This is a genomic window from Caminicella sporogenes DSM 14501 (assembly GCF_900142285.1).
GTDB classification, from domain to species: Bacteria; Bacillota; Clostridia; order Peptostreptococcales; family Caminicellaceae; genus Caminicella; species Caminicella sporogenes.
Genome location: NZ_FRAJ01000013.1, coordinates 58945 through 83840 on the forward strand (window position 1 = coordinate 58945; position 24896 = coordinate 83840).

Genomic DNA, 24896 nt, shown 5'->3' on the forward strand with positions numbered 1-24896 from the left:
ATAACTTTTAGGAACTCATTACATCTTCTTAAACATAGAAAAGTTTCAATTCCTTATAGGTAGTCTAATAATGCTGCTTTAGGGACGTATCATAGTTTTATAAATAGATAGTTTCAATTCCTTATAGGTAGTCTAATAATTTTGATTTAATAGACGATATATTCAAACCAATTGCTGAGTTTCAATTCCTTATAGGTAGTCTAATAATGAGCACTATCTAGAGTAGGTATTTCATTTACAAAAGCAGTTTCAATTCCTTATAGGTAGTCTAATAATCAACCTCAAACTTACACACGCTGAGCTTGAAGATTGTTTCAATTCCTTATAGGTAGTCTAATAATACATTACACATATTGATATTACCATATTCTTATATTTCTGTCAAATTGCTGATTTTTACCTTAATTCATACTATTTTACTATGTTTTCAATACTTAAAGTATTGAAATTTACACATTCTTTATCAAAAACAAAAAGTCGTCGATCCCCAGGGGTTTTTGCACTACTGGAGGTCGACAACTTTTTAAAACAACATCCTCAAACAATTTTTAACTTTTATTTTATTTTCACTCACTCAACCTATTATTGTCTTCAGGCAATGCACTCATTTTAGAAATAGAAACTTCATAAGCAACCTTTTTAACTACATTTTCTTCATCTATTTTCTTTTGATATTCTCTACTCTGTATCCTGCCCCAAATTTTTATTCTATCTCCTACTTTCATTTTTTCTGAAAACCTCGCATTTCTTCCCCAAGCTATACATGGTATGTAATCAGACTTCTTATAAGGTCTATTCACTGCTACAAGCATATCTGTTATCTCTCTACCAAAAGGTGTTGTTCTATATATAGGTTTTTTACATATATACCCATCTAAAAAAATCTGATTTGGATTTGTAACATTTTCTTCATCTTCTTCAGATATATCTCTGGCAAATATAGTAAGTATCAATTTATTTTTTTCATTTACAATTTTATTATAAGACCTCAACTGCCCATCAATTTTCACCAGTTTATCTTGACTGAAATTAAAATCTACCAACAACCTCTCTGAAATAGTAACTGGTAAAATATCATTATAATTACTCAATCTAGGTATCTTTATTTTAAAATTATAAAACCCTTCTCCAAATACTTCATGACTAAATTTCAAATCAGAACAAATTGTTCCTACAACTGTAACAACATTATTATCAAATGTCCTCACTTATATCTAGCCCCCTTACGCTCCTTTGTGATACTTAATTCTTATGTTATATTTCACTCTACAAATATATTTATTCTAGTTCTTTATAAATAGAACAAAATATTTAAAATTTATCAAACATTCAAGAAGCAGTAAGGTTTTTTATTATTTATCTATAATTTCATATATATTGACAATAATTTTTGAACATCTTCAATTTTCACATCATACATTAATGATAATGCTATAATCGGAAGTATCTTATATACATCTATTTTCTCACTACAAAATAACCTTATTGGAAATTCAAATGGCTCTATTTCCTTACCACTAAAAGAAGTTAATCCCCTCTGTAAACAACATATAAAAGAATCTTCATCATGTATACTTGAAGCAGTAAGTGTAGACTTAGTATTTAACCCATATGTTATAACTATTTTTTCGTTCAAATATTTAAAAATATTAATCTCATTTTTTTTATCGCTATTTATAATAACAGTTGCATTTTTACTCAAATTTTCATAAAAAACTTTTTTTATAAAATTCATATCTGAATGATTGTTATTTTTTTTTGTATCTGATACATCAACTAACACATCAATTCTATACTTATCTATTATAAATTCAACCTTATCTTTGTCTTGCAAACAAAAAAGTAAAATATCTATCTCATCTTTTAAATAAGTTAAAAATTCCAATATTTTCTTTACTTCAATAGTTTTTCTTTTAATTATATTTCTTTTAGAATATATTAAATTATCAAATAAAACAACTGAATTATAACCGCTATTTTCTAAAATATAAAAAGAAAAATCAGCAATAAATTTTGTATTTATATACTCTCCTAAAATTCCGATAACTTCTGGTTCAGACATGTATACATCTCCTTTAGCTAAACAATGATATAGTTATATTGTGTATAAATAAAGATATTTATGTATTAAAAAAGTATGGAATATTTATCCCATACTTCATATAATCCAAATCTTTTTAATTTTAAAATATTATCATTTTTTCTATTTTATACAATTATTTGATTTTGATTTATCAATTTTTCTCTGTCTTCCCGTATGGTCTATATAATAATCTTTCTTTATTATAAGTTCTGAAATTGGAACTATTTTATATCCTTCTTTTTGAAGTTTTTCAATAACTAATGGTAGATATTCAAGTACATACTTTGCATTATTATGAAAGAGAACTATAGAACCATTTTTTATATTTCTAGTTACTCTATCAACTACAGGTTTCACACCTAATTCTTTCCAATCAAGAGAATCAACATCCCACTGAATAGTATAATATCCACATTCTTTGGCTGTTTTAATCAATGTATTATTATAATCTCCAAATGGAGGTCTAAATAAGTTTGGTCTTTTTCCCGTAATATTATAAATTTTTTCTCCTGTAGTGTTTAATTCTTTTATAATTTCCTCTCTTGACAGCTTTGACATATGAGGATGAGTAGTTGAATGATTACCTATCTCATGACCTCTTTCGTAAATCTTTTTTACCATATCAGGATACCTATCAACCCAAAAGCCCACTAAGAAAAAAGTAGTTTTTACTTTATATTTGTCCAAAATATCTAATATTCCATCAGTAAACTGGTCTCCCCAAGCAGCATCAAAACTTATAGCTACCTTTTTTTCTTCTGTATTCACACTATAAATTGGAAGCATCTTATCTGATGCCAAAACCTCTAAAACTTTATATCCTATATCATTAAAATAAATCATGCTACCACTAAAAAATAAAATCAATATCAAAAATAATAAAAGCTTTTTTTTATTGATTAATATTACTTTCATACTTCACCTCCTATACAATTACGTTTATACTAAATTCTATTCTCACAGTAAATTATTATTCTTAAATTTTATTTTTATACAAAAAGAAAAGATAACTAAAAACTAGTTATCTTCATCTTTTTTAATCTGATATGTTCTTAAATTTTTACTTCCTAATTTACTCTTATCAATAAAATTTAACATACTTTCTGGTATAGTTACTGTATCTTTATCACCATCACTTATATATCTTTTTTCAGGATGTTTATCAAAATATTCAAGCCAATAACGTATACCAAATTTACCTGAATATCCCTGTACTCTGTGTATATAGTTAGGATTAAAGTCTTTATGAATAGAAGCATGTTCTGGCTTCCAACCTACTGCCAAAATCCCTATATTTTTATAATGCACCCCTTCATAAGAACCTTCATATAAATACTTTCTCTTCTCTTTATCCTTAGGTCTAGCTCCAAAAGGAAGTGCAAGTATACTCATTTCATAATCTGGTAAATATTTCTTAATAAACTCTACATTTTTTGCCAAAGTCTTTTGTATATCATTTACAGAAACTTTTCCTAAATTAATATGATTATAAGTATGATTTTCTATATCCATCCCTTTTTCTAAAATATATTTTAACTTATATTCCAATAAATCTTTTTGTCCAAATGTATTACTTCCTCCATTTATAAAAAATGTGACTTCTAGTCCAAAATCTGGGTGTTCTTTATTAAAATCTTGAAGTATGCCGACAACACAATTTGGGTCAACTTTTTTATTTCCATTTTCTTGTATTATTCTAAAATCAGTCTTATTCCCATCATCAAATGTTAATACAACAGGTGTTTTACCAGCTTCAATATCAATATTGTTATTTATAAAATCTTTTAAACTTACAAGTCTATATCCCTTTTCATATAAAAGTTTTAAATCCTCTTTAAAATTTTCTATGCTTCTAATATAGTTGTTTTTTTCTTCTCCCAATGAATGATACATCAAAATCATAACTTGACCAGCTTCGTTAGGTTTTACTTTTTCAAAGTCCACTTCAACATTTTTATCATTTTCTTTTACTCCTTCATCATTATTTTTCTCATCTCCATTTTGATTCAAAACAGATTTTTCTTCATAAACCTCTTTATTTACTGTTTCTCCTTTAGATACATTATTTTTTTCTTTATCTTCAAAATCTTTTGTATTACAACCTGTCAGTAATGATATTAATATAAACATTAAAAAAATCTTTTTTATACACTGTTTCAAGTAAATTCCTCCTCTAGTTTAAATTATATAGGTATATAAACACATATATTTCAAAAACTAAATCTATAAGTAGCTTTATCAAATTGCTTATATTTTATATTCTCAAAAAAGTATATAATTTAAAGGAGTGTTCATTTTGTCTATTATAAGAAGCAGTTTTGAAAATATAAAAGGACATAGAACAGAAATTAGCAGAAAAACTTATAAAAAAGAAGACAGACATTTTCACAGAGAAGCTAAATCACAAAAAGCCCAGCTTCTAAGCAAGCATCAGCATGGAACACGTAAAGATGTTAAAATAAAAATAAACAGAAAACTAACTTAGGGTAGATTTCTACCCTATCTCTTTATAACTTTACTTCCAATTGGACAAACTTTGATACATATACCGCAGACAGACCCTCTCCCTATATGATGGTAAAAATTCGACATATGTTCACTACATGCCTGAACATCTATAAGCTCTTCTCTTTTTATACCCGGATACCATAAAACCCCTTTTATAGCTAATGCTGGACACGCTTTCATACACTCTATACAACTTCCACATTTTGACTTTTCTATCGGCTTATCATACTTAACTTCTAAATTTGTCAATATAGTACCTAATCTAACTCTAGGTCCAAATTCCTCAGTTACAAGACATCCACTTTTTCCTATCCAACCAATACCTGCCCTCGTTGCTGCTGTCCTATGTTGAAATACTCCTTTATACTTATTGCCATCTACATTTATTGATTGAGAAGCAGCCACAGGCATAGCTAAAAATCCCCATTCTTGTAGCTTTAAAACTGCTTCTAACATAATTTGGTCTAATCTAAAATTTACAGTCCTATAGTGATGAAAATATACATGAGTAGGTTCTTCATCTATATCTGATATAACTTGATCAGAAAGCCTAATAGCAATAGATATACCAGTTTTTAAATGTTTCAATTCTTCAGGCAATACATCACCTAAGTAGCCAAAACCCACTTTTGTAGCTCCTGATTTTTTTAAAATTTTTTCAAGTTCTTCTTTATAGTTCATAAAAATCCTCCAAATACATCATAAAAAATACTAATTATATTTTACTACACTTTTAAAAAATAAAAAATTTAAAATTTATGTCAAAATTAATGATTTTGTTCATTAATTTAAAAATTTATGCACTGAATAAAAAAATTTCTAACATAAAATAATTTTAAATTGGTTAAATTAATAATGCAACTAAAACTTTAGTTGCAAATAAAACAGAAATACAAAAATAATATTTTAGGAGGGAAAATATGGCACGTAATAAGGCTATAGTTCCAGAAGCAAGAGCTGCACTTAACAGTTTTAAACTTGAAATTGCAAATGAATTAGGCTTGTCTAATTATGATAGTATAGATAAAGGAAATTTAACTTCAAGACAAAATGGCTACGTTGGCGGATATATGACTAAACGACTTATAGAAATGGCAGAAAGACAAATAGCAAGTCAATCAGGCAAGTAAATTAAAGGAGAAGAAGCTAAGACTTCTTCTCCTTTAATTTTATTGAAGTATATGTTAATATTAATAATTATGTTATAATTTAATGTGTCATTATATAATAAAAGTGTGGTGGTAAAAAATGTTTATCGATAATCTAAAGCATGAAGCAGAAAACAAATTGTTATTGCTTTATATTTTAGATAAATTCAAAGTACCATTAACCAATAATCAAATAACTGATTTCATTATGGAAAATGAAATTTTAAACTATTTTATGCTTCAGCAATTTTTATCAGAACTTGTAAATTCTTCATTAGTAGAATACGTAAAAAATGAAGATAATTACTACTATCTTATTACTGAAAAAGGAAAAAATACATTAAGCTATTTTATTGACAGAATTCCAAATGATTTGGCTTTAAATATAGATAAATTAGTTGAAAATAGAAAAAAAATTTTATTGAAAGAAACACAAATATTAGCTAATTATGTTAAAAAGTCAAAAAATGACTACATAGTTGAATTAAAAGTTATTGAAAACAATATAACTCTTATTGATTTAAAACTCGATGTTGTCTCAAATAAACAAGCTAAACTCATATGTGACAAATGGAAAAAGAAAGCTCAAGATATATACGGTGAAATAATTAAACTATTAATCGAATAGATTAATTATACATACAATATACTAGTTGGTTCTAAACCAACTCTTATATTTTTTATAATAATCATTTTTTTTAAATCTATAACAGTTAATGTATTATCTCCAATATTTGTAACAAACAAATACTTATTGTTAGGTTCTCTTTTTATACTCAATGGCATATTGCCAACTTTTACTCTGTGAAGAATTTTTTTGTCATTAATATCTACAACATGAACTAAATTAAGTTCTATATCAGTAACAAACAATATATTATCACTTAATCCCAGTTCAATATCCATTGGTGTTTTTCCCACTTTTATTTTTTCATCTATTTTAAAATTAGAAGTATTTAAAATACTAATACTGCCATTTTTCAAATGTGAAAAATTTGCATTTACTATATATATTTTTTTACCATCTCTGCTTAAATTTATATGATAAGGATTAATGTTAGCATAAATACAATTTTCTTTTTCATTATTTACTGTATTAATAACAGATATAGTATTATCTTTAAAATTTGCTACATATAATCTTTTATTATCATTACTTAATTTTAAATCATGAGGCATTTCTCCAACAGGTATTTGAGTTTCTAATGTCATTTTACTTATATCTAATACTGAAATTGAATTTGAATCTTCATTAGATACATATAACTTTTTATGATTTCTACTTAATTCCAAATGACACGGACAACTTCCAACAGAAATAGTATCTACTATTTTATTTAAAATTAAATCATATTTACTTATACTAGAACTATAAGAATTAGAAATATATAAATATTTACTATTTTTATCGCATACGATATGATGAGGACCAAAAAAAGGTCTTAGTCGTATTCTGTCTATTTCTCTTAATTCATTTAAATCAATTATAGAAAGTGTACTATCACCCATATTAGAAATAATTCCCATTCTATCATTATAATCCCTCATCATATACCTCCAAAAAACTATATAACATCTTAGTTTTATACTATGTAAAACTCTACTTTTATGTGCTAATGATAAAAAATAAAAGTTGACTATTAAATGTCAACTTTTCCTATAAATATTTTTCTTACTTTTCCTATCATATAAAGAGAACCGCAATATAAGATCATGCTATCTTTATCTGCTAGACTTAATGATTTATTAACTGCATCTTTTATATTTTCAAATGCCATAACTTTTTTATTATACTTTTTTATCTTACACATCAACTTTTCCAATGATAATGCCCTAGGATTATCCGGTTTAGTTATAATAATTTCTCTGCAAAATGGAACTATTTTATCAAGTATACCGTCCACATCTTTATCTTCTAAAATTCCTATTACACCTATTATCTTTTTATCGTAAAAAACTTTTTTCAAAACACTACTTAAAGCTTTTGCACCATGTAAATTATGAGCTCCATCAATTAGTACCAAAGGACTTCTTTTAAGTATTTCAAGCCTACCGGGCCATCTGGCATTAAAAAGTCCATTCCTAATAGATTTATTTGAAATATTTACATTGTGATAATTCTTTAATACTTCAATAGTTTTTAAAGCTACTACTGCATTATTTGCCTGATGTTTCCCCATTAAATTTATCTTTAAATCATCATAAATATTTTCATCAGTTTTTACATCAAATAATATACCAAATTCATCATACTTTTTTATATTTATTAAATCTACAGGAGCTATATAAAGTTTTGAATTTTTGTCACTACATATTTTTCTTATCACTCTTTCAGCTTCATAATTTTGAGGATGAATAACAACTGGACAATTTCTTTTAATTATTCCTGCTTTTTCATATGCTATTTTTTCTAATGTATCTCCTAAATAATTCACATGGTCAAAATCTATTGGAGTTATTACTGATACTAAAGGATTATCAACTGCATTTGTCGCATCTAATCTGCCTCCTAATCCTACTTCAAGAACTACATAATCAACTTTTTTTCTCTTAAAGTACTCGAATGCAATAGCAGTTACAATCTCAAACTCTGTTGGATGTTCTTTTCCTTCTGACAGCATCAAATCAATTTTTAACTTGATTAAACTCGTTATTTCAGATAAATCTCTTTCAGATATATTTTTTCCATTTATTTTTATTCTATCTGTAAATTTTTCTAATGCAGGTGATATAAATAAACCGACATCATATCCTTCTTCTATTAGAATATGACTTATAAATGACGAAGTAGAACCTTTCCCATTAGTACCGGCAACATGTATTACTTTTAAATCATTATGCGGATTACCTATTAAACTCAATAAATATTTTATATTCTCAAGTCCTAATTTACTTCCAAATTTATTTGTACTATTTATAAAATCTAATGCTTCCCTATAATTCATATAATCACCTCTATTGTCAATAAGCCAAGCTCTACGGCTTGGCTATATCTACTTTAGTTTAGATTTTGTATATTCTATTCTTTCAAGTACCTTATCGTACATTTCTTGATATTTTGCCTTTTTCTGTCTTTCTTCCTCAACTAATTTTTCTGGTGCTTTGCTAATAAAGCCCTCATTTGAAAGTTTTTTATTAACTCTTTCCAATTCTTTTTCAAGTTTTGCTTTTTCTTTTTCCAATCTCTCAAGCTCTTTCTCAAAATCAACTAATTCATCAAGCGGAATAAATATTTCTGCTCCATTTACAACTGCAGAAGCTGAATCTTCCGGAATATCCGATTTCTCTCTTTTTAATATAACTTCTGAAGCACTTGCAAGCGAAATTAAATATGATTTATTTTCCTCAACTATTTTATATACTTTTTCATCAGCAACAACTATAACTTTTGCCTTTTTAGATGGAGCTACGTTCATCTGTGCTCTAATATTTCTTATACTTTTTATAGACTGCATTATCAGTTCCATCTTTTCTTCTTCTAAAGGTTTATTATATTCTTCTTTATACTTTGGCCACTTTGATACCATTATACTTCCTTTTGAATTAGGAAGATGATGCCATATTTCTTCTGTTATAAACGGCATAAATGGATGAAGCAATTTTAAAATATTCTGTAGCACTTCTAATAATACTGACTGAGCAGTTTCTTTTGATTTAACATCTTCTCCATATAATCTAGGCTTTACCAACTCAATATACCAATCACAGTATTCATCCCAGATAAAATCATAGAGCTTTTGAGCCGCAATACCAAGTTCATATTTATCTAAATTAGTAGTAATTTCATTTATTATAGTATTTAATCTCGACAATATCCATTTATCTGAAAGAGTTAAATCCCTATCTATTTTTTCAAAATCTTTACTTTCATCTAAATTCATTAGTACAAATCTAGATGCATTCCATAATTTATTTGCAAAATTTCTACATGCTTCTACTCTTTCCATATAGAATCTCATATCATTTCCCGGCGTATTTCCTGTAGCAAGCATAAATCTCAAAGCGTCTGCTCCATATTTGTCAATAATCTCAAGTGGGTCTACACCATTACCTAAAGATTTACTCATTTTTCTACCTTGAGAATCTCTAACAAGTCCATGAACAAATACATGTTTAAAAGGAACTTTATTCATTTGCTCAAGACCTGAAAATACCATTCTTACAACCCAGAAGAAAATAATATCATATCCAGTTACTAACACAGTTGTTGGATAAAAATATTTAAGTTCTTCAGTTTCATCTGGCCAACCTAATGTTGAAAAAGGCCATAATGCTGAACTAAACCAAGTATCTAGTACATCTTCATCTTGTCTTAACTTTTTACTGCCACATTTAGTACATTTTTCAGGTTTTTGTCTGCTAACTATTATTTCTCCACATTCATCACAGTAGTAAGCAGGTATTCTATGTCCCCACCAAAGCTGTCTTGAAATACACCAATCTTTTATATTTTCCAACCAGTGAAGATATATCTTTACAAATCTATCTGGAATAAACTTTAAATCTCCTTTTTTAACTGCTTCTATGGCAGGTTTAGCTAATTCTTCCATTTTAACAAACCATTGGTCTGAAAGTCTAGGTTCAACTACTGTATTACACCTGTAACAAGTACCTACATTATGAACATGTTCTTTTTTCTTAACTAAATATCCCTGCTCCTCTAAATCCTTAACTAAAGCTTTCCTACATTCATATCTGTCCATACCTGCATATTTACCTGCATTTTCATTCATAGTTGCATCTTCATTCATTACATTTATTTGAGGTAAATTATGTCTAAGTCCTACTTCAAAGTCATTTGGGTCATGAGCAGGAGTAATTTTAACTGCACCTGTTCCAAAATCCATTTCTACATATTCATCAGCTATGACAGGTATTTCTCTATTTACTATCGGTAAAATAAGCGTTTTGCCAATTAAATGCTTATATCTTTCATCTTCTGGATGTACTGCTACTGCAGTATCTCCAAGCATAGTTTCTGGCCTAGTAGTTGCTATTTCCACATATTCATCACTGTCTTTAACTGGATATTTTATATGCCAGAAAAATCCTTGTTTTTCTTCATGTTCAACTTCAGCATCTGAAAGTGATGTCTTACAGTCAGGACACCAGTTAATAAGTCTATTACCTCTATAAATCAATCCTTTTTCATAAAGTCTTACAAATACTTCAGTTACTGCTTTATTACATCCTTCATCCATTGTAAATCTCTCTCGAGACCAATCGCATGAATTTCCCAATTTTTTCATCTGTTCAACAATTCTATTTCCATATTCTTCTTTCCAAGCCCAAGCTCTTTTTAAAAACTCTTCTCTTCCTATTTCTTCCTTAGTTTTTCCTTCTTCTTTATAAATTTTTTCTACTACTTTCACTTCAGTTGCTATACTTGCATGGTCTGTTCCCGGAAGCCATAAAGCACAGTACCCCTGCATCCTCTTCCATCTAGTCAATATATCCTGAAGTGTCTGATCTAATGCATGTCCCATATGAAGTTGTCCTGTAATATTAGGTGGCGGTAAAACTATAGTAAATGGCTCCTTGTCATAATCAATCTCTGCTCTAAAATACCCTTTTTCCATCCACTCATTATAAATTTTTTCTTCAAACTCTTTAGGATTATACTTTGTAGCTAATTCTTTTGTCATCTAATCAACTCCTTTTAAAATATCGACATATACTTTTAAATTTTAGACTTTTAATTTTTAACAGCTCAAACAATCTCCAAATTTTAATCTTTTAAACAAAATAAAAAAGCCCTTCTCTCCATATAAGGACGAAAAGGCCTTTTCCGCGGTACCACCTTATTTTTAGCTTTAAAGTTTTAAAGCTAACTCTCAAAATCTATAACGGGATATCCCGGCTAAATCTACTCATCACATGACTTTCAATTTAGCATCTCAGAAGCTACCTTCAGCAACAATTGCCATAGGAAGTCTTTCAGCCTATGGACTTCCCTCTCTTAATGGATTATTGCCTACTCCTCTTCTTCACCGATTTTATCTTGATTTTAAATCATTATACATACATATATTATAAAAGTCAAGATTGTGCAGAAGATTTTTTATTTACTACTTTGAAATTTAATACATAATTTGCAAGTGCTAAAAGAGTCAAGATTATAGCAAAAATTACAGGAACTATACTGTATGGCAAACCAAATATTAAATACAGCATTGCACCATAAAAAGATATAGTTGCTATTTTACCATACCTATTAGCAGGAACAACTACCTTATTCCTTTTATAGTAAAGAAAAAGCCCCCCTGCTATCATTAATAATTCTTTAATACCTATTATTATAATAACCCAAATAGGTAAAAATTTCTTAATTGTAAAACATGCAAGTACTGTAATCTGCATCATTTTATCCGCTAATGGGTCCATTGCTTGTCCCCATTTAGTTACTAAATTATATTTTCTCGCAATATATCCATCTAATACATCTGTAATTCCAGCTAAAATAAATACGTAAGTAGCATATAATATATTTCCTTCAATGTTGGCGAAAAAAAAGTAAATAAATACTGGTATCAATATAAATCTAAAAATTGTCAATATATTTGGTATATTCATTTTTACACAACCTTTACCAATTTATAACCCTAAAGTTATTTTAAAACTTTATCTTTCATTTTTCAATACAAAATAAAATTCACATAATTTACTTTCTTTTCATAAAAATCTTCATTGTATTTCATTTAATTAATTTTAACGAATATCTCCTCTCCAAATATGTTATTAATTCTTTAACCATATCATAATAATTTCTATTTAAAACACTCCAATCTCTTTGATAATTTGCATAAATATATCTTTTAACACTTAGTGATGGTAAATAAGGATTACCTCCATAATCAGCCTGTTCTTTATAAATACATAGTCTTGTCACTCTACCATTTCCTCGACTCAAATCAACAGGATTTATTCCAAAATCCATTTTTTCTTTATGTACTAATGCAAACCATGCATAATTATCTATTTCTCCTTTTATATATCCATATTTATTACAGCCTTTATCAATTTTTATATTATAATTATAATCAGACATTAAAATCCCTCCATAATGCCTTTAATAAAATATTTATAAAATCTCTATATATAATATTCTTCTTTAATATACTAAATGATATTCATGGTTAATTTTTTCATAAAAAAAAGCAGGTTCAAACTTAACCTACTTCGTTAATTTTATATAGAAAATCAACTTTATTTTTTGTCATCTTTACATATAAATCATCATCTATTTTTCCTTCTCTATGTAATTTATTACACAAATTAATAAATTCTTCAATCAAATCTATTAAATCCTGCTTCATCATTATACCCCCTACCATTATTTAACTATTTATTAGAATTATATGCTTTATTTCTACAAAATATACCTTTTACTTTTAAAATCTCTTATAAATTTATTTCTTAACACTTATTCTAGGAGGTAAATATTTAAAGGTGGAGAAATAATCTCCACCTTGTCAAATTTACTCAATATCAAGATATTCTTTCATAAAATTAGGAAGACTAAAACATGATTTGAAAATATCTTTATTTATATATTTTGTATTCTTTACAAGCCTTTCTAAATTTGCATTTAAAGGATCATATTTAAATGAAGCTAATGTAAAGCTCCACATACCTCCCGGATAACTTGGAACAACAGCCTTATAAGTTCTAACTATTGGAAAATGTTTTTTTAATATATCTCTAGTCCTCTTTAAAACTTCTTTATGGAATATAGGAGATTGACTTTGACATACCATTATACCATCATCTTTTAAAGATTTTTTTAAATCGACATAAAATTCTTCTGAAAATAATACTTCAGCCGGCCCTACAGGGTCAGAAGAATCTACAATAGCAACATCGTAGCATTTTTCTTTATCCTTAACAAACTTTATACCATCTTCAAACAAAAAATTAATTCTTTCATCATTTGGAGCATTTCCCGAAATCATAGTAAGCTTATCTACACATTCATCAACTACAACTTTATCAATCTCTACCATGTCAACTGACTCTAATTCTTTATACTTAGATAATTCATTTGCTACTCCACAATCTCCTCCACCTATTATTAATACTTTTTTAGGATTTTGATGAGTAACTACTGGTATATGAGAAATCATTTCATTATATATATATCCATCAAGTTCCGTTGTCTGCATAACCCCATCTAATACAAGGCAGCGTCCAAAATCATATGAATCTATAATATTTACATGTTGAAATGGAGACTTTTTAGATGATAAAACTTCTTTTACTCTGTAATAAAGCTTCATATTATCTCTTTCATCTTCTACTAACCATGTTTCACCATTAATTATTTTAAAGAATTCTAGTAATTGTATTTTTTCCATTTAACATTTGTTTGGCTAATACATGCCAAACACTTTCACCACCTTTCATCATTTTTATGATAATCTAACATATATTTTATGTAATATTTAATATTTTTTCAAATAAAATATTAAGCTTTTTCAAAACAACTTAAAAATCGCAAGTTTATTTATGCTCAAAAGGCAAAACATACATACCTTCATCTTCTTTCCATTCAGCATAAAAAACATCTTCTGGTTTATCTATTCCATGTCTTTTTAGCTGTTTTATAAGCCATTCTTCTTCAAATCCACATGCTTTAACATTATCCCACAAAACTTCACCATCTATAATAAAAGTTACAGGCAAATAAACAGGTTTTTCTGACAATTTTAAATCTTCATTTGTAGGAACCATATATTTTGACTTCTTCAATACACTTATCTTTCCATCTGATTCTAGTATAGCATATTCCACTTCACGTATAGAAAAAACATCTTTTTGTCTAAGTAAATTCTGAAGCTCATTTATATCCAATCTATTTTTCTTCAATTCATCTCTATCAATAACACCTTTACGAATAACTATAGAAGGATTGCCTTCTAAAAAACCTCTAACTTTTAAATATTTTTGTGTCAACATTTCAACTGTAAGCATTAACATCCCCCATAAAAAAAGTGCATATAGTATATGAAATATACTGATTTCTCTATCATAAATAGCATTTCCCAACAATTCCCCAAGTACAATAGCAGAAATAAAATCAAATGGAGTAATTTGACTAATTTGTCTATTTCCTATAAGTTTAGTTACAATTAACAATGCAATAAAACCTAAAATCAATTCAATACTTGTATGTATTAAATCCATACTTACCATCTCCTCTTTAACTTTAAAATAAGCACAAATTTAAACTATAATAAAACTCCAAATCAAAATACTTATTAAACATATTTTTTGCAGATAACATCAATAATATGTTTGATAAACATTTTTATAAAATTTAATATTATAAAATATTAAAATCTTACTTTATTTCCCTTCACTACATTGCTTAAATATTAATTTTTTTAAAACTCTTTCTTATCATGTAACTTAATCATTTCATAATGAATATATTAAATTATAGATAAATTTTTGGTGGAGGGATTATGGTGAAAAACTTCAAAACTATAGCACTTTTCACTTCCTTTTTTTTAATTCTATCTTTAACTTTTACTGGATGTAGCGAAAAACATCTAACAAAAATTACTGTCGCAGAAGTAACACACTCTGTTTTCTATACTCCTCAATATATAGCAGCAACAGAAGGGTTCTTTGAAAAAGAAGGTTTAAAAGTAAACTTTATAAACACAAAAGGCGCAGATAAAACTATGAGTGCTCTTCTCTCAAATCAAGCAGATATAGGTTTTATGGGACCAGAAGCTTCTATATACGTATATAATCAAGGTAAAGATGATTATGCAATAAACTTTGCACAGCTTACTCAAAGAGATGGCTCATTTCTAATATCTAGGAAAAAAATAGACAATTTTGAGTTTAAAATACTCAAAGGAAAAACTATTATTGGAGGAAGAAAAGGTGGCATGCCAGAAATGACCTTAGAATATGTTCTAAGAAAACACGGTTTAGAACCGGGTAAAGATGTAACAGTAAGAACTGATATTCAATTTTCTGTAATGGCAGGTGCTTTCAAAAGCGGAGAAGGAGATTTTGTAACTCTATTCGAACCGACAGCTACAATGATGGAAAAAGAAGGTGCAGGATATATAGTTGCTTCTATAGGTAAAGAAGGTGGTTATATACCTTATACATGCTACTGTGCTAAAAAAAGTTATATTGAAAAAAATCCCGAAATAATTCAATCTTTTACTAATGCAATCTATAAAGCATTAAAATGGGTTGAAAATCATAGAGCAGAAGAAATTGCTAAATCTTTACAGTCATATTTTCCAGATGCCGATTTAGAAGTACTTACTACTTTAGTTAAAAGATATAAAGAACAAGATACTTGGAAACCAGATTTAATTTTAACAGAAGAAGGTTTAAACCATTTAATGAATATTATTGATCAAGCAATAGGATTAGAAAAGAAAGCTCCATATAATAAAATAGTTACTACTGAATTTGCTAAAAATGCTATGAAAAAATAATATAAAATAAAAACACAGCGGAGAATTATTCTCCGCTATAAACTTCTTTCATATTCAATTTTATCTTTTATTCCTGCTTCTTCAAACCCTTTTAATCTTAAAACACAGCTATCGCAAACACCACATGCCTTTTCTCCGCCCTTATAACAACTCGTAGTTAATTCATAAGGGGCTCCTAGTTTTGTTCCCAATTTTATAGTTTCAGCCTTAGAAAGATAAATTAACGGTGCTTTTATTTCTATAGACTTTCCTTTTACTCCTGCTGCTGTTCCTTCATCTACAACTTTTTGAAATGCTTTAATAAACTCTGGTCTGCAGTCAGGGTATCCACTGTAATCTACAGCACTTACACCTATAAATATTGCCTCTGCTCCTATAACTTCGGCATATCCTAATGCATAACTTAAAAATAAAATATTTCTAGCTGGAACATATGTTACAGGTATTTCATTATCTCCTTTATAATCTGGTACATCAATATTTTTATCAGTTAATGCACTGCCACCTACATTTTCCATTTTAATTATTTTATGCTGTTTTACTCCAAAGTATTTTGCCACATTTTTAGCACATTCAAGTTCTCTATTATGCCTTTGTCCATAATCAAATGAAATAGGATACAGCTCATACCCTTCACTCTTTGCCACTGCCATACAAGTTGTACTGTCTAAACCCCCTGATAAAAGAACTACTGCCTTTTTCATCTTTATCCCTCCATTATTTATACTCCTTTTTCATCAGGTTCCCATATGATTTTATGAATTTGCAATTGAAATCTAACATCTAAATTATCTTGCAAAATCCAATTAACAATTTCTTTAGGTTCTATCTTATTAAAAACAGGCGAAAAAGTTATTATTCCCTTCCTATAATATTTTTTTATCACTTCTTTCGCCCACTCATAATCTTCTCTTGTACCTATTACAAACTTTATTTCATCTCTATCTTTCAAATACTTAAAATTTGTAAAAATCATCTTTTTACTTTCCATAGAAGATGGAACCTTCATATCCATTGTAAATCTATGATTAGGTAATAACCTATATTTGCCTAAATCAACCGAACCGTTTGTTTCAATATTGACTTCATATTCTTTAAGCAAATATAATAATTTGCTTAAATCTTCTTGAAGTAGAGGTTCACCACCTGTAATGCAAACTCTCTTATATTTAAATTTCTTTACCTCATTATATATTTCCTCTACGGACATTTCCTCTCCATCTTCATAGGAATACTTTGTATCACAAAAACTACATCTTAAATTACAACCTGTAAATCTAATAAATATAGTTGGAAAACCTGTACTAACGCCTTCACCCTGTATGCTTAAAAATATCTCATTGACCTTCATTATAAAAATCTTCCCTTTCTAATTCTGCATAGCTTGTTGGTGTTTCCCAAAGTCTTACCTTCTTTAGTAAATAATTTTTTGAATTTAAAACTCCATTAAGTTCATTAAAAATCCATACAACCATATTTTCACAAGTAGTATTAAAATCAAATACATCATTTAAATATTTATGGTCTAGTTTACTTATTATCTTTTCATTTACTATCTTTTTTAACTCATTAAAATCTATCACCATTCCTCTATAATCAGTTTTTCCTCTTACTGTAATTTCCAACTTATAAGTATGCCCATGTAGATATTTACAGTTTCCATCGTAATTTTCCAATTTATGTGCACTATCAAAAGTAAATATTTTTGTAACGTTTACAAATTTATTATGCATTACATAATCCCTTCTTTCTCATAGAAAAATATGCACAACCTATAGCTCCATTCAACTGCGGTTTATCTGGAATAATAACATTTTCAAAATCACTTTCTAAAAACTTCTGCATAGCTTTATTTTTAGCTACACCACCAGTTAAAACTAATATCCTGCTTCTAAAATTATTCAAAAGAGGTTTTATTCTTTGATATAGTGAATAATTTACACCTGCTGCCAATTCCTCTATTTTATAGCCTTCTGCTATCTTTCCTATGAGTTCTGATTCTCCAAAGACTGCACAAGTACTATTTAAATCTACAGGAGATTTATAATAATTAGTCAAATCATTTAAAGTAATTTCTAAGACTAAAGCCATATTTTCAAGATACCTTCCACTTGATGCTGCACATTTATCATTTAAAACTAAATCCGTAATAATGCCTTTTTCGACTTTAACTATCTTAGTATCTTGCCCTCCAATATCCAACAAAGTAAAGTCTTTTAAATTAGTTTGATATATTGCCCCGTAAACATGAGCCTTTATCTCATTAATAACAGTAGCATTATAAATCTTTAAATTGTTTCTACCATATCCCGTACTCACTATATCTATTTTTTCTCTATCTAATCCTAATTTTTCAAAATCAACATGTATTTTCCCATCAATATAGTTTGTATAATCTCTATAAAAAGTCATTGTTCCCAATATCTTCTCTTTTATCACTTTACCACTGCTATCTAACAATATAATCTTTACTGCCCTACTTCCCAAATCTATTCCTAAAAAAGTCATATTTTTCCTCCTAAAATACTGCTAATTTACTTTTATAATAAAATATTATCCTTTAACATATCTATAAAAGATTCTATACGCAACCTAGTTCTTGCATCTACTTTTCCAGGTAAATCTCCCTCTATTGTAAGTACAGGTATATCTAATTCATGTTTTACTATTATATCTTCTATCCCCCTATAACAAAAAGCTTGAACATAATGTATTATCCCATCTAATTTTCTAAGTTTTATCTGCTCCTTTATATCCTTTAATCTAAAGTTTATTCCATAAGGATATGAAAAATTTAAATACATATGATATACTGAATCATCTATATCAAATCCTGTCATAGAAAAAGCTCTCTGTACTTCATTATAAACAACTCTACCTCCAAATGCTTCTATGATACTGTAAATATCTGTGAAAATAGGAGGTACTCCAATATATCCAAGTCTTATTTCATCAATTTTTGGATTTCTATTCTCAATTTCTTTTATCTTTTTCTCTAAATCAATAGAAAATTTAGTATAATCACCATTAAAATCACTACAGCTTACATGCCACAAATGGTTTTCAAAACCACTTGCCTTATTATATTTCCACGTTAGCTCATCTAAATACTCTACTCTTTTTCTTATTTTATGAAGTCCTCTTTTAATCTTATCAACTTCATCTAAAGATACATTAAAAACCTTCATTAAGTTATCAATCTCTCTTTTTAAAATTTTAATATCCCTATTTTGAGGAAATGCAAAAGGATATATATTTATCCCCTTCATCTTCCATACTTCTAAAAGAGCTCCAGTATTTGAACAGTCTCCTTCTACAACACCAACTACATTGTTTATTCCATTTTCCAATGCCACTGAATATAAACCTTTTATCCAAGAACATAAATTTCTTGGAAATCCATCAATTTCAGCTTTTTCAATATATTCTTTGCCCATTTTCGATACAACAAAAATATTATTTAAATCTATAGGCTTAATTCCAGCAGCAAATAATACTTCTACTGGAATAGTTGTCGTCAATCCTACTTTTTCCACAATATCACCCTTTATTTTTCAACTTATTCTAAACTTTTCTATAACAACTCCAAAATATTTTTACAAAATAAAAGGACTGCCTCCAAAATAAAGACAGTCCCTAATATATGATTAACTAAAATGATAATACAAAATAGCTAAACCAATATTAGATTTTAAGTGCCGTAGTTTTGTTTATAGACAGGAGGCTTTCGAACTGTCTCGTATTAAAATATCATAAAAATCATTAAAAATCAATAAAATTTTATAATCAGCTACTAAGAGTTAAATAATTCAAAAGACATTTTGAAGTCAATCCTATAAAAATGCCTGTTCCAACTGCTGCTAAAAATAATATTGGAAAATAAATAAAAATATTTATATTTTTAATAATAAATGCTGCTACTAATAATTGTCCTACATTATGAAATACTGCTCCAGCAACACTTATACCAATTAAACTGACATTTTCCCTACCTACTACTTTAATAAGTTCCATAATTAATATACTTAAAATTCCACCTACTATGCTATACAAAAAAGATGATACACCTCCGCCAAATATTGATGCCAAAATGACTCTAGTTATTAAAACTATAAATGCATCTTTAAATCCAAATATCATAAGAACAGTCAATGTTATAATATTTGAAAGTCCAAGTTTTGCTCCGGGTGCTATAAAAGGTACAGGAATCATTCTTTCAACTAAATGAAGTACTAAAGCCATAGAAACAAACAATCCCATCAGCACTAACTTTTTTGTATCTTTCATATAAATAATCCTCCAATAATTCAAATACAAACATAATAATATATTATTTCAATTTATTTCTAATTGCTCTTGATAAAGAAAATAAACTATCTCTAAATCGAGATAGCTTTTATTTGTTCTTATTAAAAATTTCCTTTGCTATTTTTTTGCCTGTTGGCGTTGCTGCTAACCCACCAAGAGCTGTTTCTCTTAAATCTTCTGGCATACTCTTCCCAACTTTATACATTGCATCTACCACTTCATCAAATGGAATAACACTCTTTATCCCAGCAAGAGCCATATCAGCACAAATAAGTGCATTAGCAGTACCTATGGCATTTCTCTTTACACATGGACATTCAACTAACCCTGCTATTGGGTCACATACAAGTCCTAATATATTTTTGATAGTCATTGCAGCTGCATGTAAAGCTGCCTCAGGACTTCCACCAAATAATTCTACAACAGCTGCTGCTGCCATAGCTGATGCCGTTCCAGTTTCTGCCTGACATCCTCCTTCAGCTCCAGCTACAGTAGCATTTTTTGCCACTATTAATCCAACAGCTGAAGCTGTAAAAAGTGCTTCTATAAGCTTATCATCTTCTATTTCAAATTCATCACCTATAGTAATTAAAACACCCGGTATTATACCGCATGAACCAGCCGTAGGAGCAGCTACTACTTGTCCCATTGAAGCATTTACTTCTAAAACAGCCATAGCACTTGCAACTGCTTTAAGTATTCTACTTCCTGAAATAGTTTCTTTATTTTCATATCTATTTTTAAGCAGTTTAGCATCTCCACCTACCAGTCCACTAACAGATTTAATATCTTCTGTCAAACCTCTTATAACTGCTTTTTTCATAACATATAAATTATCTTTCATTAAATTAAATACTTCTTCATATGAAAGTCCACTATTTTCAATTTCCCTTAAAATCATAACTTCCCATATTTTTTTATTATTCTCCCTGCATATATGTAAAAGTTCTTGCCCACTGCCAAAATTATAACTCATAACCATTCCCTTTCTTAAATAGAGTTTATGATAAAAACATCTTTTACAGATTTTACACTACTTTTTATAATTTTTAATAAATTCATATCTAAAACATCATCTGATTCTATCACCATAAATGCATCTTTACCTTTATCTTGTCTGTAAACACTCATATATGCAATATTTATATTATTCTGAGCTAATATCTTAGTTATATTAGCTATAATTCCCGGATGGTCAATATGCCTAGTTATTAGAGTAGGATACTGCCCTGTAAATTCAAGCTTTAGCCCATTTATCTCAATAATTTTAATACTTCCTCCACCTATAGATGAACCCATAAGTTCTACAATAGAACTATCTGACTTTTCAATAATAATTTTAACTGTATTAGGGTGAACTTCTCCTAAATCAGCTTCCACAAACTCATATTCTATACCTTTTTGTTTAGCTATCTGAAGTGAATTTTTAAGTTTTTCATCACTTTCTTTCATACCTAATATTCCAGCCATTAACGCCCTATCTGTTCCATGTCCCTTGTATGTTTTAGCAAAAGAACCATGCAATAAAAACTTTACCTTTCTTGCATTAAAATCGCATAATTTTCCAGCAAGTCTACCAATTCTTGCAGCCCCAGCTGTATGAGAACTAGATGGTCCAACCATCTTAGGTCCAATTACTTCAAAGGCACTAAAATTTTTCATATATACCTCCTTTGAATTTTTCAACTTTAATTTTTTCATATTTCAACTTTTTTTAAAACGTTTCCAATATAATTATAACACAATACATCTGCTTCATCGAGTAATTATTAATCCCATATTTTTATATTTTTCTATAAAAATCAAAAAGAATAGCACACGCTATTCCTTTTACATCATCAATATACCATGTTCTTTTATAATAAGCTGAAGTATTTTTTCTTCTTCTCCATTTTCAGCATTTATATAAATAAGAAAACTGTCTTTTTTATAATTTACTAAAAATTCATAGCACAAAATTTCTTTTGAACCTTCAGTTGGAATAATTACAAGTCTACTTTTCTTTATCTGCGAATTAATACTCAAAATATTTTTTGCTTCCTTTTCTGTAATTTTAGGTTTTGGAATATTTCTTTTATAGTGATTTATAAGGTAGCCTTCTGCTTCAAAACCCTTTATACTGCCATCATCCATACTGACCTTTACTTTTATCAAATCACTGTAAACTAATACATTTCCATCTTTATAAGCAAAATTTATAACCAACTGGCCATCATATTCTTCTGAATAAGTTGCTTCCATATTTTTAAATCCAATTCTATCAAGAAAATTTTTAGCAATCTTTATTGCCTCTTTATTGCTGATTTTTTCATCTCCTACTGGTAGTGTATCAAGCAACCAAAGAAGTTTTCCACCTTTTTTCGTTATTGCCATAGTAATACTACTTTCTCTTTTGTTATTTTCTCTAAGTTCAATAATATAAGCTGGTAACTTAGTATTTTCCGTTTCTCCTATAATATTTGCAAAATACTTTTTTCTACTGCTTAATACATTTAGTGCAATTTTTTCTGCTTCTTCCTTGTTAATTTCTTTTCCCTTTAATTTTGCTTTTATTTTCCATATATGTTCTGAAAAAGGTCCATCATATATCAATTCAGGATATTTCTGCATTCTTTCTTCTACATTTACTAAACTAGTATTTATCATGTTTTCATTCATCTTATCAAATTTTCTTTTTGATTTTTTTATAAGTTCTGAAATTTTTAAACCTTTTTCATTAGAAAATTCATTCTGTATTTTTATTAAACTTTGAGATAAATAATTTGAATAATTATGCAGTTTTTCTATTATCTCCATATCGTCTTGAGTGAGAGTTATACCTCTACTACACTTTCTAGCCATAGCCATACTAAAATCTCCTACTTGACTTAAAAATTTTTGAGTTTTACTTACATCTTTATGCTTTATTGGAAGTTGAGTAAGTCTTTCTTGCGCATTATAAGCTTTATACATCAAATCAGTAAAAATCATAACATTCTGATTAGGCGTTCCCGTTATCATAACTTTAGCTAAATCAGATTGTATATTTTCTACTTCACCAAGTAAATCATAAAACATTCTCTGAAATTGATTTTCAATATAAATACTGTAACTATTTCTCTCTTGATACTGCTCATATCCCCATCCAAAAGTTAATATTAAAATAATTAGTGTAGATATAAACATACCTATAAAAATATTTTTCATATATTCCTCCCCCTACTTTTTAGCAAAAACGTGTTTTCCAATTTTTATAATAGGTTTTAAAGTCCATACCCATTTGCTCTTAGCCTTTGCTGGATTAAAAAAATACAAAGCTCCTCCTGTTGGGTCCCATCCATTTAACGCATCTCTAGCTGCTCTATATGAACTTTCTGTAATCGGTGCATATATCTGACCTGTATCTACCGATTCAAATGCTAAAGGCTGATATATAACTCCTGCAATACTATTTGGAAAAGATGGATGTTTTACCCTATTCAATATCACTGCACCTACTGCAACTTGTCCTACATAAGGTTCTCCTCTTGATTCACCATTTATAGCCATAGCTAATAATCTTATCTCATCTTCTTTTGTAATTCCCCTACTACTTGCTAAATAACCTCGACTAACTGCTTTAATCGTAATACCTAAAGCTTTTCTTGTCTGTGGACCAATATATCCATCAACTTTTAAACCATTTTTTCTTTGAAAATTCACAACTGCAATATATGTTTTAGGCCCATATATTCCATCTATTGGCCCTTTATAATAACCCCACTGCTTTAATTTTTTTTGAGCTATTTCTACTTCTCTACTATAATTAGGAAGTTTTTTATCACTTATTCCCATAGCTTTTTTTGTTTGACTTCCAACTATACCATCTACTTTTAGTTTATTTTTTCTTTGAAACTTTTTTACTGCATTAAAAGTCTGAGGACCATATATACCATCAACTTCACCATAATAATATCCCCAATATTTTAACTTTCGCTGAACTTCTTTGACATCTTCTCCTCTAACTCCCCAATATAAAGTTCTTGCATAACTTAAATCTATATAAAATATACCTACTATTAAAAATATAGTAAATATACACAGTATGACATTAAACTGTTTTTTCATGATGTTCCTCCTTTAAATTCTTAGTTATATTCTTTATTTTCTGTTAACATTTAGTCTTTTATTCTCTTTTCGTCAAATAAAAATTACTTTTAAAAATACAAAAAAGCTTAAGCAACAGTTTAAAATAAAATGTACCCTATAGAGTAAATAAAAAAAGCCTATTCTACAGAGTACATTTTATAGAATTTTTTGTTATATAATATATAAAAGTACTATATAATGTAATTTGAATTTTATCAGATTATCTAACGATATATTTAAGTATTAACTTAAATTGAGAATACTACTAAAAGTCTA

The 24896-nt window shown here is 28.1% G+C and carries 27 protein-coding genes, 1 CRISPR repeat array and 1 other annotated feature; of the genes, 4 read left to right on the forward strand and 23 right to left on the reverse strand.

The genetic code is table 11. The features are described 5' to 3' along the window. The first annotated feature begins 41 nt into the window (after nucleotides 1-41). Nucleotides 42-341: direct repeats of the CRISPR family, unit length 31 nt; unit sequence AGTTTCAATTCCTTATAGGTAGTCTAATAAT. 225 nt (nucleotides 342-566) lie between these two features. The 4 genes from BUA90_RS08415 to BUA90_RS08430 form a co-directional block, all read right to left on the reverse strand. Next, nucleotides 567-1208 carry a single-stranded DNA-binding protein gene (locus BUA90_RS08415; RefSeq protein ID WP_072967582.1) on the reverse strand — a complete coding sequence of 214 codons (642 nt, stop codon included), beginning with the start codon at nucleotides 1206-1208 and terminating at the stop codon, nucleotides 567-569. Nucleotides 1209-1360: 152 nt separating this feature from the next. Continuing rightward, a complete protein-coding gene (locus BUA90_RS08420) occupies nucleotides 1361-2062 on the reverse strand; it encodes a hypothetical protein (protein ID WP_072967584.1) in 702 nt (233 codons plus the stop codon). A gap of 141 nt (nucleotides 2063-2203) precedes the next feature. Continuing rightward, nucleotides 2204-2998, reverse strand: a complete 795-nt coding sequence (gene pdaB / locus BUA90_RS08425; RefSeq protein WP_072967586.1) for a polysaccharide deacetylase family sporulation protein PdaB — start codon at nucleotides 2996-2998, stop codon at nucleotides 2204-2206. A gap of 102 nt (nucleotides 2999-3100) precedes the next feature. Beyond that, nucleotides 3101-4243, reverse strand: a complete 1143-nt coding sequence (locus BUA90_RS08430) for a polysaccharide deacetylase family protein (protein WP_072967587.1) — start codon at nucleotides 4241-4243, stop codon at nucleotides 3101-3103. 136 nt (nucleotides 4244-4379) lie between these two features. On the opposite strand from BUA90_RS08430, the gene BUA90_RS08435 reads away from it, so the two are divergent. Next, nucleotides 4380-4568, forward strand: coding sequence for a hypothetical protein (locus tag BUA90_RS08435; protein ID WP_072967589.1), 189 nt, complete (start codon nucleotides 4380-4382; stop codon nucleotides 4566-4568). Between the two features lie 14 nt (nucleotides 4569-4582). On the opposite strand, the gene BUA90_RS08440 is transcribed toward BUA90_RS08435, so the two are convergent. Continuing rightward, nucleotides 4583-5272, reverse strand: a complete 690-nt coding sequence (locus tag BUA90_RS08440) for a 4Fe-4S double cluster binding domain-containing protein (protein ID WP_072967591.1) — start codon at nucleotides 5270-5272, stop codon at nucleotides 4583-4585. Between the two features lie 239 nt (nucleotides 5273-5511). Here BUA90_RS08440 and BUA90_RS08445 point away from each other — a divergent pair, with 239 nt between their 5' ends. Together BUA90_RS08445 and BUA90_RS08450 are read left to right on the forward strand one after the other, a co-directional pair. Beyond that, nucleotides 5512-5721 carry an alpha/beta-type small acid-soluble spore protein gene (locus BUA90_RS08445; RefSeq protein ID WP_072967594.1) on the forward strand — a complete coding sequence of 70 codons (210 nt, stop codon included), beginning with the start codon at nucleotides 5512-5514 and terminating at the stop codon, nucleotides 5719-5721. Between the two features lie 118 nt (nucleotides 5722-5839). Then, nucleotides 5840-6367: a DUF4364 family protein gene (locus BUA90_RS08450; protein WP_072967597.1), complete on the forward strand. Its 528-nt coding sequence runs from the start codon at nucleotides 5840-5842 to the stop codon at nucleotides 6365-6367. A gap of 5 nt (nucleotides 6368-6372) precedes the next feature. Here BUA90_RS08450 and BUA90_RS08455 read toward each other — a convergent pair whose 3' ends face one another. From BUA90_RS08455 to BUA90_RS08485, 8 genes are all read right to left on the reverse strand, one after another. Next, nucleotides 6373-7287, reverse strand: a complete 915-nt coding sequence (locus tag BUA90_RS08455) for a YncE family protein (RefSeq protein WP_072967599.1) — start codon at nucleotides 7285-7287, stop codon at nucleotides 6373-6375. A 92-nt stretch (nucleotides 7288-7379) separates the two neighbouring features. Further along, nucleotides 7380-8684 carry a bifunctional folylpolyglutamate synthase/dihydrofolate synthase gene (locus BUA90_RS08460; protein ID WP_072967601.1) on the reverse strand — a complete coding sequence of 435 codons (1305 nt, stop codon included), beginning with the start codon at nucleotides 8682-8684 and terminating at the stop codon, nucleotides 7380-7382. 48 nt (nucleotides 8685-8732) lie between these two features. Then, a complete protein-coding gene (locus tag BUA90_RS08465) occupies nucleotides 8733-11384 on the reverse strand; it encodes a valine--tRNA ligase (RefSeq protein WP_072967604.1) in 2652 nt (883 codons plus the stop codon). Nucleotides 11385-11505: 121 nt separating this feature from the next. Then, nucleotides 11506-11739 (reverse strand) — a binding site (T-box leader). 39 nt (nucleotides 11740-11778) lie between these two features. Next, nucleotides 11779-12312, reverse strand: a complete 534-nt coding sequence (pgsA, locus tag BUA90_RS08470; RefSeq protein WP_072967606.1) for a CDP-diacylglycerol--glycerol-3-phosphate 3-phosphatidyltransferase — start codon at nucleotides 12310-12312, stop codon at nucleotides 11779-11781. A 121-nt stretch (nucleotides 12313-12433) separates the two neighbouring features. Next, nucleotides 12434-12787, reverse strand: a complete 354-nt coding sequence (locus BUA90_RS08475) for a hypothetical protein (RefSeq protein WP_072967608.1) — start codon at nucleotides 12785-12787, stop codon at nucleotides 12434-12436. A gap of 121 nt (nucleotides 12788-12908) precedes the next feature. Further along, nucleotides 12909-13055 (reverse strand): hypothetical protein, encoded by a 147-nt coding sequence (locus BUA90_RS12395; protein WP_159430012.1) that lies wholly within the window; start codon nucleotides 13053-13055, stop codon nucleotides 12909-12911. Nucleotides 13056-13217: 162 nt separating this feature from the next. Next, nucleotides 13218-14093, reverse strand: a complete 876-nt coding sequence (gene speE / locus BUA90_RS08480) for a polyamine aminopropyltransferase (protein WP_072967611.1) — start codon at nucleotides 14091-14093, stop codon at nucleotides 13218-13220. Nucleotides 14094-14238: 145 nt separating this feature from the next. Further along, nucleotides 14239-14922: a DUF421 domain-containing protein gene (locus tag BUA90_RS08485; RefSeq protein WP_072967614.1), complete on the reverse strand. Its 684-nt coding sequence runs from the start codon at nucleotides 14920-14922 to the stop codon at nucleotides 14239-14241. A 281-nt stretch (nucleotides 14923-15203) separates the two neighbouring features. Here BUA90_RS08485 and BUA90_RS08490 point away from each other — a divergent pair, with 281 nt between their 5' ends. Continuing rightward, entirely contained in the window at nucleotides 15204-16205 is a 1002-nt protein-coding gene (locus tag BUA90_RS08490) for an ABC transporter substrate-binding protein (protein ID WP_072967616.1), read from the forward strand. 35 nt (nucleotides 16206-16240) lie between these two features. Here the strand turns inward: BUA90_RS08490 and queC are convergent, their stop codons facing one another. The 10 genes from queC to sleB form a co-directional block, all read right to left on the reverse strand. Then, entirely contained in the window at nucleotides 16241-16909 is a 669-nt protein-coding gene (queC, locus tag BUA90_RS08495) for a 7-cyano-7-deazaguanine synthase QueC (RefSeq protein ID WP_072967618.1), read from the reverse strand. 17 nt (nucleotides 16910-16926) lie between these two features. Next, nucleotides 16927-17556 (reverse strand): 7-carboxy-7-deazaguanine synthase QueE, encoded by a 630-nt coding sequence (locus tag BUA90_RS08500; protein WP_072967620.1) that lies wholly within the window; start codon nucleotides 17554-17556, stop codon nucleotides 16927-16929. Next, entirely contained in the window at nucleotides 17543-17938 is a 396-nt protein-coding gene (queD, locus tag BUA90_RS08505; protein ID WP_072967622.1) for a 6-carboxytetrahydropterin synthase QueD, read from the reverse strand. The genes BUA90_RS08500 and queD overlap by 14 nt, the downstream gene beginning before the upstream one ends. Next, entirely contained in the window at nucleotides 17931-18713 is a 783-nt protein-coding gene (locus BUA90_RS08510; protein WP_072967624.1) for an acyl-CoA dehydratase activase, read from the reverse strand. The genes queD and BUA90_RS08510 overlap by 8 nt, the downstream gene beginning before the upstream one ends. Before the next feature lie 32 nt (nucleotides 18714-18745). After that, on the reverse strand, nucleotides 18746-19741 hold the full coding sequence (locus BUA90_RS08515; protein ID WP_072967626.1) for a 2-hydroxyacyl-CoA dehydratase family protein: 996 nt from the start codon (nucleotides 19739-19741) through the stop codon (nucleotides 18746-18748). A gap of 250 nt (nucleotides 19742-19991) precedes the next feature. Continuing rightward, entirely contained in the window at nucleotides 19992-20492 is a 501-nt protein-coding gene (locus BUA90_RS08520; protein WP_072967629.1) for a Gx transporter family protein, read from the reverse strand. A 109-nt stretch (nucleotides 20493-20601) separates the two neighbouring features. After that, on the reverse strand, nucleotides 20602-21489 hold the full coding sequence (gene sdaAA, locus BUA90_RS08525) for an L-serine ammonia-lyase, iron-sulfur-dependent, subunit alpha (RefSeq protein ID WP_072967631.1): 888 nt from the start codon (nucleotides 21487-21489) through the stop codon (nucleotides 20602-20604). Between the two features lie 14 nt (nucleotides 21490-21503). Continuing rightward, nucleotides 21504-22175, reverse strand: a complete 672-nt coding sequence (sdaAB, locus tag BUA90_RS08530; RefSeq protein WP_072967634.1) for an L-serine ammonia-lyase, iron-sulfur-dependent subunit beta — start codon at nucleotides 22173-22175, stop codon at nucleotides 21504-21506. Nucleotides 22176-22343: 168 nt separating this feature from the next. Continuing rightward, a complete protein-coding gene (gene ypeB / locus BUA90_RS08535; RefSeq protein ID WP_072967636.1) occupies nucleotides 22344-23699 on the reverse strand; it encodes a germination protein YpeB in 1356 nt (451 codons plus the stop codon). Between the two features lie 12 nt (nucleotides 23700-23711). Further along, nucleotides 23712-24599 (reverse strand): spore cortex-lytic enzyme, encoded by an 888-nt coding sequence (gene sleB, locus BUA90_RS08540; protein ID WP_072967638.1) that lies wholly within the window; start codon nucleotides 24597-24599, stop codon nucleotides 23712-23714. Nucleotides 24600-24896: the final 297 nt, after the last annotated feature.